15 protein-coding genes and 8 pseudogenes are annotated in these 17,664 nt (G+C 35.7%); 17 read left to right on the forward strand and 6 right to left on the reverse strand.

Features of this window, described 5'->3' with window-relative positions; translation table 11 throughout:
- Positions 1 to 308: 308 nt before the first annotated feature.
- From V7728_RS11825 to V7728_RS11840, 4 genes and pseudogenes are all read right to left on the reverse strand, one after another.
- Positions 309 to 641 (reverse strand): hypothetical protein, encoded by a 333-nt coding sequence (locus tag V7728_RS11825; protein WP_223252770.1) that lies wholly within the window; start codon positions 639 to 641, stop codon positions 309 to 311.
- 11 nt (positions 642 to 652) lie between these two features.
- Positions 653 to 2,376 (reverse strand): annotated as a pseudogene (locus V7728_RS11830) (ribonuclease YeeF family protein).
- 557 nt (positions 2,377 to 2,933) lie between these two features.
- A complete protein-coding gene (locus V7728_RS11835; RefSeq protein ID WP_082187769.1) occupies positions 2,934 to 3,161 on the reverse strand; it encodes a zinc-binding dehydrogenase in 228 nt (75 codons plus the stop codon).
- A 355-nt stretch (positions 3,162 to 3,516) separates the two neighbouring features.
- Positions 3,517 to 4,512: an NADPH:quinone oxidoreductase family protein gene (locus tag V7728_RS11840; RefSeq protein ID WP_025284276.1), complete on the reverse strand. Its 996-nt coding sequence runs from the start codon at positions 4,510 to 4,512 to the stop codon at positions 3,517 to 3,519.
- A 158-nt stretch (positions 4,513 to 4,670) separates the two neighbouring features.
- Between V7728_RS11840 and V7728_RS11845 the strand changes: the two genes are divergently transcribed.
- Positions 4,671 to 5,264, forward strand: a complete 594-nt coding sequence (locus tag V7728_RS11845; RefSeq protein ID WP_025284277.1) for a TetR/AcrR family transcriptional regulator — start codon at positions 4,671 to 4,673, stop codon at positions 5,262 to 5,264.
- Positions 5,265 to 5,843: 579 nt separating this feature from the next.
- Here the strand turns inward: V7728_RS11845 and V7728_RS11850 are convergent.
- Complete coding sequence (locus V7728_RS11850) at positions 5,844 to 6,347, reverse strand: RrF2 family transcriptional regulator (RefSeq protein ID WP_004393007.1); 504 nt, start codon at positions 6,345 to 6,347, stop codon at positions 5,844 to 5,846.
- 196 nt (positions 6,348 to 6,543) lie between these two features.
- Here V7728_RS11850 and V7728_RS11855 point away from each other — a divergent pair, with 196 nt between their 5' ends.
- The 16 genes and pseudogenes from V7728_RS11855 to V7728_RS11935 all read left to right on the forward strand — a co-directional run bounded on the left by V7728_RS11855 (position 6,544) and on the right by V7728_RS11935 (position 17,024).
- Positions 6,544 to 7,185 (forward strand): FMN-dependent NADH-azoreductase, encoded by a 642-nt coding sequence (locus V7728_RS11855; protein WP_007409582.1) that lies wholly within the window; start codon positions 6,544 to 6,546, stop codon positions 7,183 to 7,185.
- An 8-nt stretch (positions 7,186 to 7,193) separates the two neighbouring features.
- Positions 7,194 to 8,048: an NAD-dependent epimerase/dehydratase family protein gene (locus V7728_RS11860; RefSeq protein WP_099566421.1), complete on the forward strand. Its 855-nt coding sequence runs from the start codon at positions 7,194 to 7,196 to the stop codon at positions 8,046 to 8,048.
- Between the two features lie 85 nt (positions 8,049 to 8,133).
- Positions 8,134 to 8,763 (forward strand): FMN-dependent NADH-azoreductase, encoded by a 630-nt coding sequence (locus V7728_RS11865; protein WP_099566422.1) that lies wholly within the window; start codon positions 8,134 to 8,136, stop codon positions 8,761 to 8,763.
- Between the two features lie 48 nt (positions 8,764 to 8,811).
- Complete coding sequence (locus V7728_RS11870) at positions 8,812 to 9,261, forward strand: GNAT family N-acetyltransferase (protein WP_025284279.1); 450 nt, start codon at positions 8,812 to 8,814, stop codon at positions 9,259 to 9,261.
- Positions 9,262 to 9,339: 78 nt separating this feature from the next.
- Positions 9,340 to 9,634 (forward strand): annotated as a pseudogene (locus V7728_RS11875) (NAD(P)H-dependent oxidoreductase); the annotation flags it as partial.
- A gap of 709 nt (positions 9,635 to 10,343) precedes the next feature.
- Positions 10,344 to 10,868: an NAD(P)H-dependent oxidoreductase gene (locus tag V7728_RS11885; protein WP_038457036.1), complete on the forward strand. Its 525-nt coding sequence runs from the start codon at positions 10,344 to 10,346 to the stop codon at positions 10,866 to 10,868.
- Between the two features lie 445 nt (positions 10,869 to 11,313).
- Positions 11,314 to 11,469 (forward strand): annotated as a pseudogene (locus V7728_RS11890) (tetratricopeptide repeat protein); the annotation flags it as partial.
- Positions 11,447 to 11,512: pseudogene (locus V7728_RS11895) on the forward strand (phosphatase RapI inhibitor PhrI); the annotation flags it as partial. The pseudogenes V7728_RS11890 and V7728_RS11895, both read left to right, overlap by 23 nt.
- Positions 11,509 to 11,649: pseudogene (locus tag V7728_RS11900) on the forward strand (IS1595 family transposase); the annotation flags it as partial. The pseudogenes V7728_RS11895 and V7728_RS11900, both read left to right, overlap by 4 nt.
- A gap of 115 nt (positions 11,650 to 11,764) precedes the next feature.
- Positions 11,765 to 12,568 carry an alpha/beta fold hydrolase gene (locus V7728_RS11905; RefSeq protein ID WP_099566423.1) on the forward strand — a complete coding sequence of 268 codons (804 nt, stop codon included), beginning with the start codon at positions 11,765 to 11,767 and terminating at the stop codon, positions 12,566 to 12,568.
- 97 nt (positions 12,569 to 12,665) lie between these two features.
- A pseudogene (locus tag V7728_RS11910) lies at positions 12,666 to 12,878 on the forward strand (cupin domain-containing protein); the annotation flags it as partial.
- A 618-nt stretch (positions 12,879 to 13,496) separates the two neighbouring features.
- Positions 13,497 to 13,863 (forward strand): annotated as a pseudogene (locus tag V7728_RS11915) (BCCT family transporter); the annotation flags it as partial.
- 38 nt (positions 13,864 to 13,901) lie between these two features.
- Positions 13,902 to 15,305 (forward strand): MFS transporter, encoded by a 1,404-nt coding sequence (locus V7728_RS11920; protein ID WP_059368300.1) that lies wholly within the window; start codon positions 13,902 to 13,904, stop codon positions 15,303 to 15,305.
- Positions 15,306 to 15,643: 338 nt separating this feature from the next.
- Positions 15,644 to 15,958 carry a MarR family winged helix-turn-helix transcriptional regulator gene (locus V7728_RS11925; protein WP_025284285.1) on the forward strand — a complete coding sequence of 105 codons (315 nt, stop codon included), beginning with the start codon at positions 15,644 to 15,646 and terminating at the stop codon, positions 15,956 to 15,958.
- 161 nt (positions 15,959 to 16,119) lie between these two features.
- Positions 16,120 to 16,473: pseudogene (locus V7728_RS11930) on the forward strand (cystatin-like fold lipoprotein); the annotation flags it as partial.
- A gap of 125 nt (positions 16,474 to 16,598) precedes the next feature.
- Positions 16,599 to 17,024 (forward strand): MaoC family dehydratase, encoded by a 426-nt coding sequence (locus tag V7728_RS11935; protein WP_007609622.1) that lies wholly within the window; start codon positions 16,599 to 16,601, stop codon positions 17,022 to 17,024.
- Between the two features lie 263 nt (positions 17,025 to 17,287).
- Here V7728_RS11935 and V7728_RS11940 read toward each other — a convergent pair whose 3' ends face one another.
- Complete coding sequence (locus V7728_RS11940) at positions 17,288 to 17,629, reverse strand: MmcQ/YjbR family DNA-binding protein (RefSeq protein ID WP_015239219.1); 342 nt, start codon at positions 17,627 to 17,629, stop codon at positions 17,288 to 17,290.
- Positions 17,630 to 17,664: the final 35 nt, after the last annotated feature.

The raw sequence follows: 17,664 nt of genomic DNA on the forward strand, positions 1-17,664 counted from the left end.
GAAAATGCGTGGATACTAACCATGAAAAAGATTTGTTTGTCAGTGACGCCTCCAGTAAGAATTGAATATTCTTTATTCTCATCAAAGAATTTTTTCACTCTAGAGTAATTCACATTTAGCCTCACACACATTTGATTTTGGTTTGCAATTCATCGATCTTATTGAGTTCGTAGTCATAATCACAGTTTTCTTCTAAAACAGAAATCATAGTTTCAAAGAAACCTTTTGCATTTTTTAAGAGTGTTTCAAAAAAATCAAGTTTCGGCAGTAATACTTTTTGTTTTTCATCAATTTCAAATAACAACATATCATTCGATATTGATTTCATTTTCAATAGAAGTGGTTGATCTGGAAAATAAAGTTTCACTTTCTTCTGTTTCAATAGCTTCTTCAATTAAATTCAAAAAATAAGCCCATAATTGGTCAATCAAGTCCCACATTGTGACATCAAGTAATTCTTGTTCACCATATTTTAAAATAATCGCTCCTGATAAATAGTTTGGGTCTAACTGTGATTTCATGTTCTTAAGTTCCCCTGTATTGTTAAGTGGGACAAAGTAATCGTCAACATTCTTTTTTAAGACTGAAAGATCCTTTATCTTCTTATTTGGCTTGAGAATTAATGATTGTATATAAAACATTCTTACCTCTCCTATTTTTCCGGATAGAATTGACCGACTCTTCCTTTGTGAAAGCCTACAACATATTGCTGACCCTTATACGTTCCTCTAATTTGATAACTGAATTTTGTTCCTTTTTGTACTAACTCTTCACGGTTTTGTTTCATGATTGATTCTATCGCATCTGCAACATCGAACTAACAGTCATCTCTTTATTGAGAAAAGATTGACGAGACTTAACTGAACATCCCATAAACTAGGATGATGGCGCTCTAAAATATGCTTCATTCCACGTTTATCAATGAGAAATGATTGTCCTCCAAAAATGTATTTCCTGCTTTGAAAAGTCTCTAATTCGTTTACAACTTCATGCGGCTTTGCTTTTTTTATACCATGTGTAGCAGACTGGTTCTTAAAAACTTCAAGTGCAGAGTTTTTATAACTCTCCCCGTCAATTGTGTTGAAAGGAAAAGTTCCTGAACCGCCAGCCATTGCATATTGTTGTTCAAAAACATTTGGTATTTTAACGTATTCAATCCCTTTTTTTATTCCTGTTTTTGAAACTTCAAGTGTCTTAATTGCAGCAACTTTTGAACCGGCTTTTGCAACTTTGGATACTTTATCAATACCCTTTGGACCAACTATTGCAAGAACAACAGTGCTGCCGACATAGGACACCCATTTTGCCCTGCTGTAGCTATCTCCATTAATCATATCACGTTGGAAAGTGTCTTCTATGTCTTTTGCTATGATCTTATAAGTATCGATTGGATGTAAGACGGCGTTCACCGTTCCAGAAAGCGTTTCAATAGGGTGCATTGCAAGTTGATAGAGACCCATCACGGTATCTTTACCTGCTTCATACATTCCAACTGCAATACCTTTTCCGATTTCGGCTTTTTGTTGAAGTTCTTCGAGCTGGCGGAAATAAACTTTTTGGTCAGGCTCCAAATTCTCGTATCCAATTTTTTTAGCAATTTTTAAATACTCGTCAGGATCTGTTACATTTACAAGCTGTTTTTTCAAATCTTTAATTTCGCGTTTTTTAGCTTCCTCTTTTTTGATTTTTAAATAAGCTTTAGATTTCTTTTTGATATCGCCTTTTTTCTTATGTATGTCACTCTCACGATAAGCCTTGGCATTATAATGTATGGATGAAGCGTTTTTGCCCTTACCTTGTTGACTCCTGTAACTTTTAAAAGTCTGCTTTAATAAATTGTTCGTTAGGTTCAGTCATTGCATATTCAGTTTTTAAATTCTCGTCTGTATTGTCTATTTTCTCAATAGTCTTTTTCCGTTTGTTATCGGCGGAAGAGAGCTCTTCCTTAAAAGCCTCTGTTGAAAATAAATCAAGTGGAAGAATGTCATCAATATCACTCAGGATATCTTTCATAGCTTTCTTCTGCTCGGACATCATTGCTTGTGATTTTCTATATGCGTTTGCCAGTTCGTGTTCTAAGAAGGATTCTTCGATATATGCATCAGATAAGCTGGCATCTTCCAGAATACCGGTGATACTTGTAAAGAAAGCGATTTTCATATCAATGAAATCAATCCATTGATCAGCTACACCGGTGTGATGGTGAAAAAATGCTTTAATATTGTTTGCTCCCTTCCCAGAGAACTCACTATCATCAAGATCAGCAACAGCCTTAAATGCTTTTTTCAAATTAATCATTTGATTTTTCAACTCTTTATAATCGTTTGCTCGGTTTTCAGCTTCAGATAACAAAGACCTTGCTTCAAATACTTTCATTGGACAATCCTTTCAGTAAGTTTATATCTAAATATTACCATGGATAGGATGTGAAGTTCGAAAAAATTGTTGAAGAAGAGGTAATGAATTGAACGTAATGAGATTTCGAGAAGTGGGATTAAGGGGGTTTTTACTCACCAATTATTAACCATAATTCATTCAAACCTATAGAAATGATGTAATGTGGCGTTAGAAAGTGTAATGAAAACAAGCTTTCATAATCAGTGATACGGATTTACAATGTTGAGGGCTTAGTGAGGTTAAACTCGTGGAGGTTCGACTCCTCTAAACCGCATATACGAAATAATCCAAAAGACCAAACTCACAAGAGTATTGGTCTTTTTTGTTGATTGAAATTACAGATTTTCCACTATACCTTTTTCGGTTATTAATACTATTCTTGGTACTGGTGAAAAGACGATCTATATTATAGTGGCTAAAGTACTGAAAGCATCAGCAAATTGGGTTGATCTCAATCCATCTAAAGCCCCGCGTAATAACGCTGCAAATGGAGCAACGCCTTTTACAACGAGCTCTATTTTATCCTGAAATGATAGCTATTTTTTATCAAGTAAATTTATGATGCGTTTTCCTCGTCCACCTCCAGCTTCTAAGGAATGATGAGCTTTGGCAACATCAGATAAAAAATAAATGCTATCAATAACTGGTCTGACCTTGTTGGAATCTACATAAGATGCTAATTCTTTTAGAAGTTCATTTTTGGGATTTGCGCTGAATGTGCGAACTCTACGAGAACCGAAAGTAGTTGAAGCTAATATATATATTAAGGACGAAAACTACTTTATCATCTAATCCTGTAGACATACAATAATTATTAAGGAAGAAATAAAGTAAAGGCTCAGACCCATGGAAAGACAATGAGTTTGAGCTTTGTTTACCCAATACGAAACTACGGGGCAGGAACCACATTTTTATTTGTACAATGCTTAAATGAAAAAGCATTTTCATACCACTACGACTGTGTAAGCTGAGTGGGGAGGGCACTGCTGGCACTCCTTGTATTTTGCTAATAACATAAAGTAAGTTATAAGAAGTAAAGGAATTCCTGTTGAAAATCCCTTTACTATCCCTTTAAGACATTGTTTCATCTTTAGCAACTGGTTGAGTTCTGATGAATAATCATACGATTTTTACAATCGTTCTCCCTCTTACTTGTCCTTCCAATATTTCAGGAAGAACGTTAGGAAGTTGATCTAAAGTAATTTCTTGTGAAATAAATTCCTCTAAATTAGATGGTTTAAAATCTGTTGCTACACGATGCCATGTTTTTAACCGTGTTTCCATTGGACAATATACAGAATCAATCCCAAGTAAATTAACACCTCTTAAGATGAATGGAAAAACAGTAGTTGGCAGTTTTGTTCCAGCTGTTAATCCGCTAACAGCAACGGAACCTCCATATTGAATTTGGCTTAAGATAGAGGCAAGAGGTTCCCCGCCTACAGGATCAACAGCTGCCGCCCATTTTTGTGACCCTAAGGCTTTAACCTTCCCTCCATAGGTCATATCCCGTGAAATAATTGTACTAGCTCCAAGTTTTCGTAAGTAATCATATTCTGATTCTTTACCTGTACTAGCTTCTACTTGATAACCTAAAGAGTTAAGGAATGAAACAGCAAAACTACCAACGCCACCTGTTGCTCCTGTTACCAGAACTTTTCCTTTTTCAGGAGATAGGTTATTTTCTTCTAGACGTTGAATAGATAGTGCTGCTGTGAAGCCAGCTGTTCCTACTATCATCGCTTCTTTGAGGGTCAAATTATCAGGTAAAGGTACAATCCAGTCTCCTGGGAGGCTTGCATATTCGCTAAAACCGCCAAAATGAGAAACACCTATATCATAACTTGTAGCAATCACCTTATCCCCCTCTTTAAAGCGAGGATCATTAGAAGAAATGACTATACCTGCTAAGTCTATACCCGGTATAAATGGGTACTTTCTTACGATTTTCCCATCGGGGATCCCTGCAAGCCCATCTTTGTAATTAATTCCAGAGTAGTGTACTTGGATGTGGACATCACTTTCTGGTAAAAACGCTGGAGAAACATTCTTTACTTTAATTGAAAATTCATCATCAACTTTGTTTACAACTAGAGCCCTGAATTCGTCTTTCATTTTATAAATCCTCCAATATGCTATCTTGATGTGAAACCTCTTTTAGTATACCCAATTATTCTGACCGGTCAAACTATTTTGTCTGGTCAGAATAATTTTGTGTGGATTTTATGAACTGTTGTATACTAATTGAAGGTTTAGCTTTCTGGAGGTTTATTATGAAGAAAAAAGCAGAAGAAAGAAAGAATCAAATATTAAGGGCAGCTTTCCAAGCTGTGTCAACACAAGGTTATAATTCAGTTACACTACAAAGTATTGCAGATCACGCAGGAGTTAGTAAGGGCGTCGTGCATTATTACTTTGATAATAAGGAAGATACCCTTTCTCAACTACTTGAGTGGATTACAAATAAAATTTATAAACATGAATTGAAAGCAGTGGATTCGGAATCTACGCCACTGGATAAGTTGAAAGCTTATGTAAATTCAATATTTGTCTCTCCCGAGGAAAATGAAAAGTTTTACAAGGTTTATTTAGATTTCTTGTCTCAGGCAACCCGAAATGAAACGTACAGGAAAATTAACCATAGCTTTTATCAACAGTGCTGGGGCATCACATCTAACATTATTATTTTTGGACAGGAAACAGGCGTATTTGACCAAAGTATAGATGTTGAAAAAGCTTCAAAAACAATGCGATCTATTGTAGATGGATTGCTCATTCAATGGCTAATGAGTGAAGATATAAATTCACATGAATATTATAAAGAGATTTGTTATCAGAGCTTTTTGAAGCATATAAAGCTCACTTAATTCTATTGGTTTATCTCCATTCTTTACGTAACAGAAAAAGACATAACGAATCTAAAAACAGAAAATGTCCCTTAATTAAGAAGCATCATTGTCACATGCAATGTCATAAAAATATTCAGTGGTTTACATTTATTGAGGGTACTTGAAGAATGAGGATACCAAATGAACAGGTTGGTATCTTTATCGTTTTAGCTCACCATTTTTTAACCATAATTCATATAAACGTATATAAATGATGGAAAATGAAAATAGGAAATGTAATGAAAACAAGCTTTCATAATCAGTGATACGGATTTACTATGTTGAGGGCCCAGCGGGTGAGTAACCCGTGGAGGTACAAGTCCTCTCGTCTGTAAAATAAGAAGATTGTTTTTCTTTTTTTATAAGAGACCATATAAATCGGCGATTAATGTAGTCTTTAATATGAGTATAACATTTGCGCTTTCTTATGCAAGAGAAGCACCAATAGGTACGGCATTGTTTTTACAAATTCAAACGCCGAGATGGAAAACGAAAAAACATAATATGACTTGTAATTTAAAGGCTTCTTGAAGCACAAAAAAGCTCTGACTAATTAATTTAGTCAGAGCTTTTTTTTATGAAGTATTCCCGAGTATCTGTCCTTGTTTTTTTAGGCAATACTACGTCCAATTCTTTATTTAACCATGCGAGCGTTTTATTACGAAGATAATTACGCATCTGTTCTTCTGCTTCAAGCATGACCAAGTTAATTGTACAAGAAGAATTGCTGGATTCACAGGAGTTGCATTTGTCTCGATAAAGCAGACCATTGCTTACAATATTTTTACATTGAAAAATGGGTTTTGGTCCTTCAACAGCCTCTATTACATCCCAAAAGGAAATATCTTCTGGGGATTTTGCTAACCTGTATCCTCCCTTTACACCGGGGACAGAATTTACAATACCAGCTTTAGATAATTTACCGAAAACTTTTGAAAGAAATGTTTCTGAAAGTCCTTGGAACTCTGCAAGGTCCCGAATCCCGACACTTTCCTTGGAGGGAACATCTATTAAATAAACCAGACAATGTAAAGCATATTCAACCCCAACACTGTACTGCATATAAACTCACCTGCTTTTGATTTTAAGGGTTATCACATTGTATCTTAGGAGTATTTTTGGTGATAGTCAATCATAAAACCCTTCTTTAGTATATTATTTGTTCCGTTTGACAAAATAAACTGCAGGGTTTATATTAAAGACCGAATTGATCGTCGATTAAATTAATCTTTAATATAAAATAAAAGGAGAGTTTTAAATGAGCAAAACACTTATCATTAATGCACATCCAAAAGTGGATGATACGTTGTCATATAGTTTACGGGTAATGAAACACTTTTTGGAAACTTACAAAGAATTAATTCCAGAGAGTGAAGAGCTTGAGCAGATTAACTTGTATAGTGATGAAGTGCCTATGGTTGATAAAACAGTTTTAAGCGCATGGGATAAGGCTGGAAAGGGCGAAGAACTGACAAGCGATGAACAAAAAGTAACAGAACGCATGACAGAAGTATTGAAACAATTCAAAAGTGCAAAAACGTATGTCATCGTTTTGCCTTTGCATAATTTCAATATTCCATCAAAATTAAAAGACTATATGGACAATATCATGATCGCACGCGAAACATTTAAATATACTGACACTGGGTCAGTGGGTCTGCTTAAAGATGGACGAAGAATGCTTGTCATACAAGCCAGCGGATCAATTTATACAAATGATGACTGGTATGAAGAAGTTGAATACTCTAATAAATATTTGAAATCAATGTTCAATTTCCTCGGTATTGAGGATTATCAAATTATCCGAGTGCAAGGAACAGCTTTACTAAGTCCGGAGGATGTTTTACAAAAAGCAAATAAAGAAGTTGAAGAAGCTGCTTCAAGATTAGCAGGTAAATAAGGTATAGCATGAAGATCATTGTTGCCGGGGGGACTGGAGTAATTGGTCGGTCCCTTCTTCCTAAATTAATACAAAACGGCCATCAAGTATTTGCATTGACCCGAGGTAATCGGTCGAACACGTTCCTCAAAAGAATAGGGGTAACTCCTGTAAAAGCAGATGCAATGGATCGAGATGCTGTTCTTAATGTTTTTAGGAAAATTCAACCTGAGGTTGTTGTCCATCAGCTTACCTCTTTAACAAGTTACAATCTTATAGAAAACGCGAGAATCAGAATTATAGGTACGAGAAATATTGTTGATGCGTGTCATGAAGTTGGAGTGAAGAGGATAATTGCTCAAAGTCTTTCTATGGCCTATGAACCCGGATTAATACCTGCCAATGAAGATGTCCCTTTAGATCTCGACGCACCGAATCCAAGGAAAGTAAATGTAATTGGAGTGGCATCATTAGAATCCGCAGTTGCTGAATTACCCGAGTATGTCATCCTGCGGTATGGGCTGCTTTACGGATCAGGTACATGGTATGAAAAAAACGGAATGATTGGTCGGCAGGTATTAAAAGGAGAAACTAAAGCCGATGATAGCATCACATCATTTTTACATGTGGAAGATGCAGCACAAGCCTCAGTTGAAGCATTAAACTGGCCGAATGGACCGGTTAATATTGTGGATGATGAACCAACCTCGGGAAAAGAATGGCTCACGCTATTTGCGAGCGAGATCGGAGCACCAAAACCAATATTTATAGATGGAAGTGAACGAGGAAAACGTGGGGCCTCAAATGGAAAAGCGAAAAGAGAATATGGTTGGAAGCCCACTTATCCATCTTGGCGTATTGGTTTTAAATTATTAGCCACTTAATAATTCAGAGCGAGTGTAACTTCATAATTAAAGCCTTGGATTTTTCATTAATATGGAATTTCTTCACAAAGGAGAGAGACTTAATATGTCGAAAATTTTATATATTACCGCTAATCCAAAATCAGTTGAAAATTCAGTTGGTCATAGGGTAGGACGTGCGTTTCTGGAATCTTATCGTGAATCTCATATAGGGGATGAAATTAGGACAATTAATTTATATGAAGATGAATTCCCAATAATCGATGAAGATATCCTTAATGGCTGGGACAAATTGCGGGATGAGGGTTCAGAGTTAAGGCAAGTAGAGAAGCATAAAATTAACGCACTCAATAATTTCACTGACAGGGTAGCAAGCGCTGATAAATTTGTATTTGTATCTCCTATGTGGAACTGGGGGATTCCTCCAAAATTGAAAGCTTTCATCGATTCCTTTGTTGTAGTAGGGAAAACATTTCACTACACTGAGAATGGACCGGTTGGTCATCTAAAAGGAAAAAAAGCTATTCACATTCAGGTGAGTGGTGGGGTTTACTCGCATGAACCTTTTGCGAAAATGGATTATAGCCACCCGTATTTAAAACATGTACTTAATATCATTGGTATACAGGATGTAGCAGTATTATATGTTGAAGGACATGAATTCAATCGACACGAAGCGAAAGAAATTATTCACAAAGGTATATCAGATGCGAGAAAGTTAGCAACAACTTTTTAATACAAATCAAATAAATATAAAAACATATTAAAGGGGAGAGAATTTGTAATGGCTACGAATATTAGAAAAGCTGAAGCTAAGGATATTGACCAATTAACTGAGATAATGTATGAATATATCGTTGATTTTTATCAGAGACCGAAACCTTCAATTGAAAAAGTTCACCAACTTTTTTATACACTTCTTAATCAAAAAGAAGGTATCCAATTTGTTGCAGAACAAAATGATAAGCTAGTTGGTTTTGCTACATTATATTTCACTTACAATACACTATTTGCACAAACAACAAGTGTACTAAATGATTTATACGTTTTGGAAGATGCGAGGGGGACAGATGCTGCGAATGGCCTCTTCAAAGCATGTGAAAAATTTTCTAAAGACAATGACTATGCTGATATGTTTTGGCTAACTGCTCATGATAATAAACGAGCTCAGCGTTTTTACGAAAAGATGGGTGGAACTCCTGAAAGATGGGTCCCTTACTCAATTCAATTTTAGTAAACGACATTAAAACATTGCAAGAATATGTATCAATGGGAATCTGAAAAAATGAAATTACGAGATTTAAATTAATGGTGGGAAGATGATGTGTTAACACATGGGCTGGGCTTATGGAACTGGAGATACTAAATTGCATGGAAAAGAACTGCTCTTAGCGATCTCCTTAGGCGCACAGGAATCTGATTATCAAGCAGGCGGAGAATATAATATCACGATCAGCGAGCTTATCAGACCGTTTCAAGTCACTGCTAACTATATAGGAATGCGTTTTCTTCCTGCCTTTACACAATATGGGACACTTCACCTTTCAAAAGAAGATGTTAAGAACAGTGCGGAGAAATTGGTTGACTATCTTAAAGCTGAGCATTGATCCGGTATTCGCGAGGGAAGCTGAAATAAATGATGTGAAACTAATTACAGCAGGGCGATGAGAGTGCATATTTCTTGATGAAATGCAGATTTCCTTGGTCTCTAATAGGTGCCCGGTTTGTGCTCAGAATTCATGAAAAATAATGAAAATAAGTATAAATAAAATAAACAGATGCTTTGAATAAAAGTTTGGCCCAGCGGGTGAATAATCCGTGGAGGTTCAAGTCCTCTCGGCCGCATCTCAATAATACCAAGGGTTTAACCACCTTTGGTATTTTTTTGTGCTTATTTTTAAATGATCTACTATCCACAAACTGCCCACTTACCTGGAGTAAGTCATCTGCAGTAGACGTCGCACAAATATTTTCATTATTTATAGATAGTTACTAATGCTTCAAACTCCAATTTGCAAAAGTAGAGAAAGTATTGCTAAGCATGGAGGAAAACAAAGATGCCTTGTTATATGATCAGCTATTAGAAATTAGACACGAGATAATAGGGTAGGGGCATAAGGGTACTGAAAAGGCTTAATCTTTTTTAAAAGGTTAAGCCTTTTTTTTGGCTATAAATGTAATCGGTGTCCAATTAGTTGCCCTGAATTCATGAAAAAGGATAAAATAGGTGTAAATAAGTTGTTATTTTAAAATTAGAATCAATTCTTTATCACAAAAGCAATAGTAACTAATCGGCGAAGAAAGGATAACAGTCAAATGAAAACATTAGTTATCGTTATACACCCTAATTTGGAAACGTCTGTTGTCAACAGAACCTGGATGAATCGTTTAAAGCAAGAGAATGACATTACGGTTCATGACCTGTACGGTGAATACCCTAATTTTATCATTGATGTAGAAAAAGAGCAGCAGCTCCTGTTAGATCATGAGCGTATCGTTTTTCAGTTCCCAATGTATTGGTACAGCAGTCCCGCGTTACTCAAACAATGGGAAGATGATGTGTTAACACATGGCTGGGCTTATGGAACTGGAGGTACTAAATTGCATGGAAAAGAACTGCTCTTAGCGATCTCCTTAGGCGCACAGGAATCTGATTATCAAGCAGGCGGAGAATATAATATCACGATCAGCGAGCTTATCAGACCGTTTCAAGTCACTGCTAACTATATAGGAATGCGTTTTCTTCCTGCCTTTACACAATATGGGACACTTCACCTTTCAAAAGAAGATGTTAAGAACAGTGCGGAGAAATTGGTTGACTATCTTAAAGCTGAGCATTGATCCGGTATTCGCGAGGGAAGCTGAAATAAATGATGTGAAACTAATTACAGCAGGGCGATGAGAGTGCATATTTCTTGATGAAATGCAGATTTCCTTGGTCTCTAATAGGTGCCCGGTTTGTGCTCAGAATTCATGAAAAATGATGAAAATAAGTATAAATAAAATAAACAGATGCTTTGAATAAAAGTTTTTTGTAACTCATGATAGGTTTTTACTAGGTTGAGGGCCCAGCGGGTGAATAACCAGTGGAGGTTCAAGTCCTCTCGGCCGTATCAATGATACCAAGGGTAATAGAGAGATCCTTGGTATTTTTTTGTGCTTATTTTTAAATGATCTACTGCCCACAATCTGCCCGCTTACCTAAAGTAAGTCATCTGCAGTAGACATCGCACAAATATTTTCATCATTATAGGAGTATTGCTAAGCAAGGAAGAAAACCAAGACTTCGAGGAGAATGTTTGCTGATGTTAAAAATTTTTCGATTGAAGTCGCTGATTATTTTCATGAACGAGGAAGCTTAATGCTCTCTAAGAAAATTAAAAAAGGAGAGATTATTGATGAAAATCAGCCGGTGTCTATTGGCTGCAGTGATTTTAGGTAGTGTGTTTTCAATAACTTATTTGCAAAGTGATCAAAATACTCAAACTATCTGGACAATACTTTGCTTGGTCTTATTTGTCGATAGTCGCCGTAACGAAAGCACTAAACAACACATTAAAGAGATTCTTTTGATATGACGGACACATATGACAGTTTGCGATTGTCAAAATTCAATTTTTAATCTTTGTTCAACTTACCAAGGTCAGTTAAAATTTTGTTAAAATTGTGATAAATGTATGAAAGGATTAAATGTTCATATCGAAACATTTGGATTACAGGGAAGGGGAAACAAATACATGTCGATTTACCATAAAGTAATTGGAGAGGGATACCCGATCGTTATGTTGCATGGTTGGACACTTGACCATCAGGTGATGTTAAATGCAATGGAACCGTTATTCGAGAAACGAAGCGGTTGGAAGAGAATATACATAGACTTACCGGGTATGGGACATTCTAAGCCGCAACCGTCTATTCAGAACTCTGATGATATTTTAGAAGCGATATTGCGTCTTTTGGACGAGATTATTCCTGGTCAACAGTTTATTGTGTGTGGTAATTCATATGGAGGGTACATTGCCAGAGGTATCGTTCGTTCACGTCAGGAAACAGTTCGTGGATTACTGCTGATGGCACCATTAACTATACCTGAATTCGATGAAAGGGTAGTACCGCAGAAGACTGTTCTAAAAAGAGACAGCGACTTGATATCACAATTGTCTTCAGAGGAGGCGGATGAATTTTGCTCTATGGGGATTGTGCAAGGTAAAACTGAATGGGAGAGGTTTCGAGATGAAATTTTACTTCCTTCTAAACAAACAAATTATGAATTCATAAACAACATTCGTCAAAATGGATATGGGTTTACCTTCGATATTTCATCTAAACTTGAGTATCCCACGCTAATTATCACAGGACGTCAGGACAATGTAGTCGGATACCACGATGCGTGGCGACTACTCGAAGATTACCCAAGGGCAACTTTTGCAGTACTTGATATGGCTGGTCACAACCTGCAAATCGAACAAACCGATGTATTTAATTCATTGGTTCATAACTGGTTAAACAGACTTAAGTTGGAAAATTTTCAGAAGGTATAACTTTTCATAAATATGAGTTTACTGTTACAATTACCAGTTAGTTAAACAAAATTGAGATAATGAATATTGGGATTTGCTAAAATTTTAGTTATTATTAGTCTTTATTGTCATTGGGGATAATTTAATCATTGAATTTCATGATGGAGAAGTAAAATTAAATGAAGGTGAAATGTTTGTCATTCCGAAAAATGTTGAACATAAACCTTATGCAGAATCAGAGTGTGAAATTTTGCTTGCAGAACCTAAAGGTGTTGTGAATACCGGGCAAGAAATAACTGATCAAACAGCTGAAAATGATATCTGGATTTAGCTGTAAGAAATAGCCGATCAAAAATAAATCCATTACCTAAGAAATGTTTCTTTATTTCCAGCTGGATTTAAAAAATAATTTTGTTAGGTGTCATGCAATAAATTCAATTGTCGGTGATTGGCCTGTTTAAATGCATCCATTATTTCATACCCGGTGCTACTTATTTCTGTTGTAGTCTGCATACTGATTAATAGGTAAAGAAAGTCGAAAAGGTATACGAAATTCTTCATACAAATTAAAGTTTTGAATGAAAGAGCAGGATTACTCCTGCTCTTTTTCTTTCTAATTGGGCTGGATTAAACACAGACGGTTATTCCTTGGGAAAAACAAAAAAATTTCTTCTATCCATTGACTAGCTGGGCTTTAGCCGGGTTTCTATCACCCTGTTGGGCTTGTCAGATTTTAAAAAGGTATGCTACGTTTATAGTGTTTTGTTTCACCTGATTGTGGGGTAATAAAGATAGAATCAGTAAATAATTCTTAGGAACGACCTCGATCTTATAATAAACATATTGGAAGCCGTAATGGAAGAACTAAAATAAACGTTTAGGATACTTTGGAGAAATAAAAGTTTGTTTTCGAATGTGATAATATTCACAATAGAGCTGTATTAAGGGGGGAATCATTTCTCCAAATAGTCTGCAGAGAATGCCAACCACAGCCCAAGGATATATCACTAACCGCTTTGGCTGGTATTATCTGTTGGATGTTTCTCTTTTTGTTGCTTTTTGTATTATTTTTAGTCCAATCGGCAAAAATAAGTTAAGGAAACCAGCGAAAAAACTGAATTTCATCCTTCTTTCCTGGTTTACAATGTTATTTGGCGCTGATATGGATATTAGTCTAGTCTTTTAAAGTACAGTTGAACCTATCATCCACTATGCCGTTAGCTCTCCATCAGGTGAAACAGAAACCCCCAGACTTTTAGAGAAGCATTACGCTATACATTCTGGGACTGCATGCTTGGACCGTTTATGCGCTTGTATAATGTGGATTTGATAATTAAGGAGTCGATATTATTAAATGAAGTTTAACAAGAAAAAAATTAACGTTGTAGACATTCAAAAAGCGAAGAAAAGCGTGTTTGCTACAGGGATAGGAAACGCGATGGAATGGTTTGATTTTGCTTTATATTCTTATTTGGCAGTTATTATTAGTAAAAACTTTTTCAGTCCAGTACAAAACGATGAATTAAAGTTAATATTTACTTTTGCTACATTTGCAATTGCCTTCTTACTTAGACCGGTAGGCGGAATTATTTTTGGTAAAATGGGTGATAAATTTGGTCGGAAAATAGTATTAACAATTACTATTTTAATGATGGCTTTATCTACTTTAATAATTGGTGTGCTTCCTACCTATGATCAGATTGGTGTATGGGCCCCTATATTATTACTATTAGCTCGTATTCTGCAAGGTTTTTCTGTGGGTGGAGAGTACGCTGGTGCAATGGTATATATCGCAGAATCTTCTCCAGATAATAAGCGTATAAGGTTAGGCAGCGGTTTAGAAATCGGCACATTATCTGGTTATATAGTAGCTTCTGTTTTAGTTACAGTACTTTTCTGGACTTTATCTGATGTTCAAATGAATAGTTGGGGATGGAGAATTCCTTTCTTCTTAAGTATTCCAATAGGATTATTTGGTTTATATTTGAGAAGTCATTTAGATGAATCACCAATTTTTGAAAATGACATCTCTGAAAGCCAAGAACAACAACCAGGTTTATTAGAAGTCATTAAAACATATAAAAAAGATATCTTTTTATGTATCGTATTTGTGGCATTTTTCAATATAACCAATTACCTATTGTTAGGTTATATGCCTTCTTATTTAGATGAGAACCTTGGTATAAGTGATAATATAAGTACACCGGTTACAGCAATTGTATTGATTATTATGGTACCGTTCGCTTTAACTTTCGGTAAACTAGGAGATAAATTAGGAAATAAAAAAGTTATATCAATTGGATTAGTATTAGGAATTGTATTTTCGATTATCTCTTTTCAATTTCTTAATATGGGGAATATAACATTCTTATTTATAGGACTTTTAATGTTAGGTATTGTATTATCTGTATACGAAGGCACTATGCCAGGATCTTTACCTACGTTGTTCCATACTGACATTAGATATCGTACATTATCCTGGACATTCAACTTATCAGTTTCTATTTTTGGTGGAACAACACCTTTAGTTGCTTCTTGGTTAACCCATGTGACAAGAAACAATTTGGCGCCGGGTTTCTATTTATTAGCAGTTAGTTTAATTGGCTTAATAGTTGTGTTAACCTTATTTAAAGATACTTCAGGTAAATCTTTAAAAGGTTCTTACCCAACAGTTGCTTCTAAAGCTGAGTTTCAAGAAGCTGTTGAAAATCCAAAAGATGCACTGTGGTGGAAAATGGAACAAACAGAGAAGGAATGAAAAAAACATCCATTTAATTGACCGACTACTCGAAATACAGACTCAGAATAAGCTGGGATTATCCGAGCAGCAATGACTGCAGCTCTTTTATATTCTGGAGGGCTTACTGCTTTGCAAAAGCAGCGTTGCTATTCTCGATCGTCATTATTTTATTGGTTGTGTCCTAATAATAAAACATTGACGCAAGAACGAAGAGAAATTAAAAGGTCCGAGCAATACAGCAAAATAAGAGCAAGAAGCTTTGTTATGCCAGTTCTTCTCCCGAAGGAGAGCTGGCTTTTTATTTTCTATATGGGGTCCAAAGCAGAAAACGAGAACTTGTACGCTAATCACAGTATTTGGTTCTTCTTGTTTTATGGGAGAAGGAAAAAATATCTGTTAAAGGTTTAGGCGAAGAATTATATCTAGACTCCGGAACATTAACTCCAGTTTTAAAACGACTTGAGGAGCGAGGTCTTATTATAAGAGAGCGTTCAAAAGAGGATGAACGAAGTGTAATTATTACGTTAACAACTGAAGGGAATGAGTTTAAAGAAAAAGTCACATTGATTCCTAATGCAGTATTTGATAAAACCGATTGTAATGAAGAAGAAATTAAAAGTTATAACAAGGAAATTCGTAATTTACTTAACATGCTGACAACTGAGCAATAGTTTTATGAATATAGATGGGCGGGCCCAGCGGGTGAATAACCCGTGGAGGTTCAAGTCCTCTCGGCCGCATCAATGATACCAAGGGTTTTGACACCCTTGGTATTTTTTGTTTATAAAAATTCACCTGTTACTGTCCACTTACTTATAGTAGGTCGTATGATTTGTCAGTCACCTTCATCCTTCTGCTGACTGCGTGCGGCGGCAGTAAATATGATAATGCAATTAATGAAGTGATGAAGCAGGAGAAGAAAGTCAGAAAAGAAATGCGAGCAGATTCAGATGAGCACAAAAGAGATAACGCCATAATTCGTGTATATGATGACGGGAAATATATTCAACTTGCGTTTTATCAGCCAGAAGAAAGTTCTCGTAGGCTGACTGCTTATTCTTATTATGAGAAGCTTGGAGATTCTTATGAGGAAATGGCACATATGCCGGGTGATGGTGATGGCGACCGCCTTGGTCTGTATAAGAAAACACCTGATTATAAAGAGGTTAAAGGCAAGGAAACAAAAACAATGTGCTTGTTCATTCCTGATAGGGGAACAATTGTTTTACCGTTAAGTTGTTGTGTGAGAGCCAGTATGTTAAAATGCTACGTAGATTTAATAATAAAGTTTAGATTCAAGGAGATTTATTTATGAAATTGGATGAATTCACCATCGGGCAGGTTTTTCAAACTAAATCTTTTGAATTAACAAAAGAGAATATAATGAATTTTGCAGAAGTGTATGACCCACAATACATGCATTTAAATGAAGAAAAAGCAAAAATGGGCAGATTTAATGGAATTATTGCTTCTGGAATACAAACGTTATCTATTACTTTTAAGCTTTGGATTGAAGAAGGGCGTCATGAAGACGATATTATTGCTGGGACAGGAATGAATAATATAAAATTCCTAGCACCCGTTTACCCTAATGATAAACTGCACACTATTGTTAAGGTTATTGATAAAAAACCAAATAAAAGCCAGACGGGGATACTTACTGTATTGTTATCTACCTATAATCAGAAAGAGGAAAAAGTGTTTGAAGGTGAGTTATCAGTATTAATTAAACGCTAAATGACCTTTGCGGCATATCATCGTCACCTTTCATTTTTTATAGATGTCTGGATGAAGTGAGCAATCATCTTAATTAATTGAGTGGACTTTGTGTTTGCTCTTTTTTTATTTGTTCAACCTATGTCAAGAAACAAAGGACTAACAATAACGAAAAAATCATCTCGTAAATACGAATTTAAAAATAGCTGCCTTGAGGTTTTTGCATATTCCTCTGTATCATTGCACCGGGTGAATATCTATAATGAGCGTTCTATCCTTCGATGTTATGTTTCCTTTTTACTTTTTGGTTTTGTCAGTTCAAAGCTGTACTTTACCATGTCATGGATTTGGTGCTCTGGGAGTCCCTCATCTAAGGTAAGAGTATTCCAATGCTCCTTGTTCATATGGTATCCGGGCTTGATTTCTTCAAAAAGACCACGTAGAAAATCAGCCCTTTCAGGTTCGCATTTAAGGTTGACACATAAGTGTTCGTCGCGAGTGAAGATAAGTGCAAATATTTTCTTATTCCCTTTGTGACGAATTGCAGTCCAACCATCTCCGAAAGGATGGTCTTCATAAGAGTTTGGAAAGGTTAGGCAGTAATCTTTAATTTCATCATAATTCATTATCAATTCACTCCATACCTCATTATTTTTATATA

This window comes from Bacillus sp. JHAA, from assembly GCF_036961585.1.
Lineage (GTDB): Bacteria > Bacillota > Bacilli > Bacillales > Bacillaceae > Bacillus > Bacillus velezensis.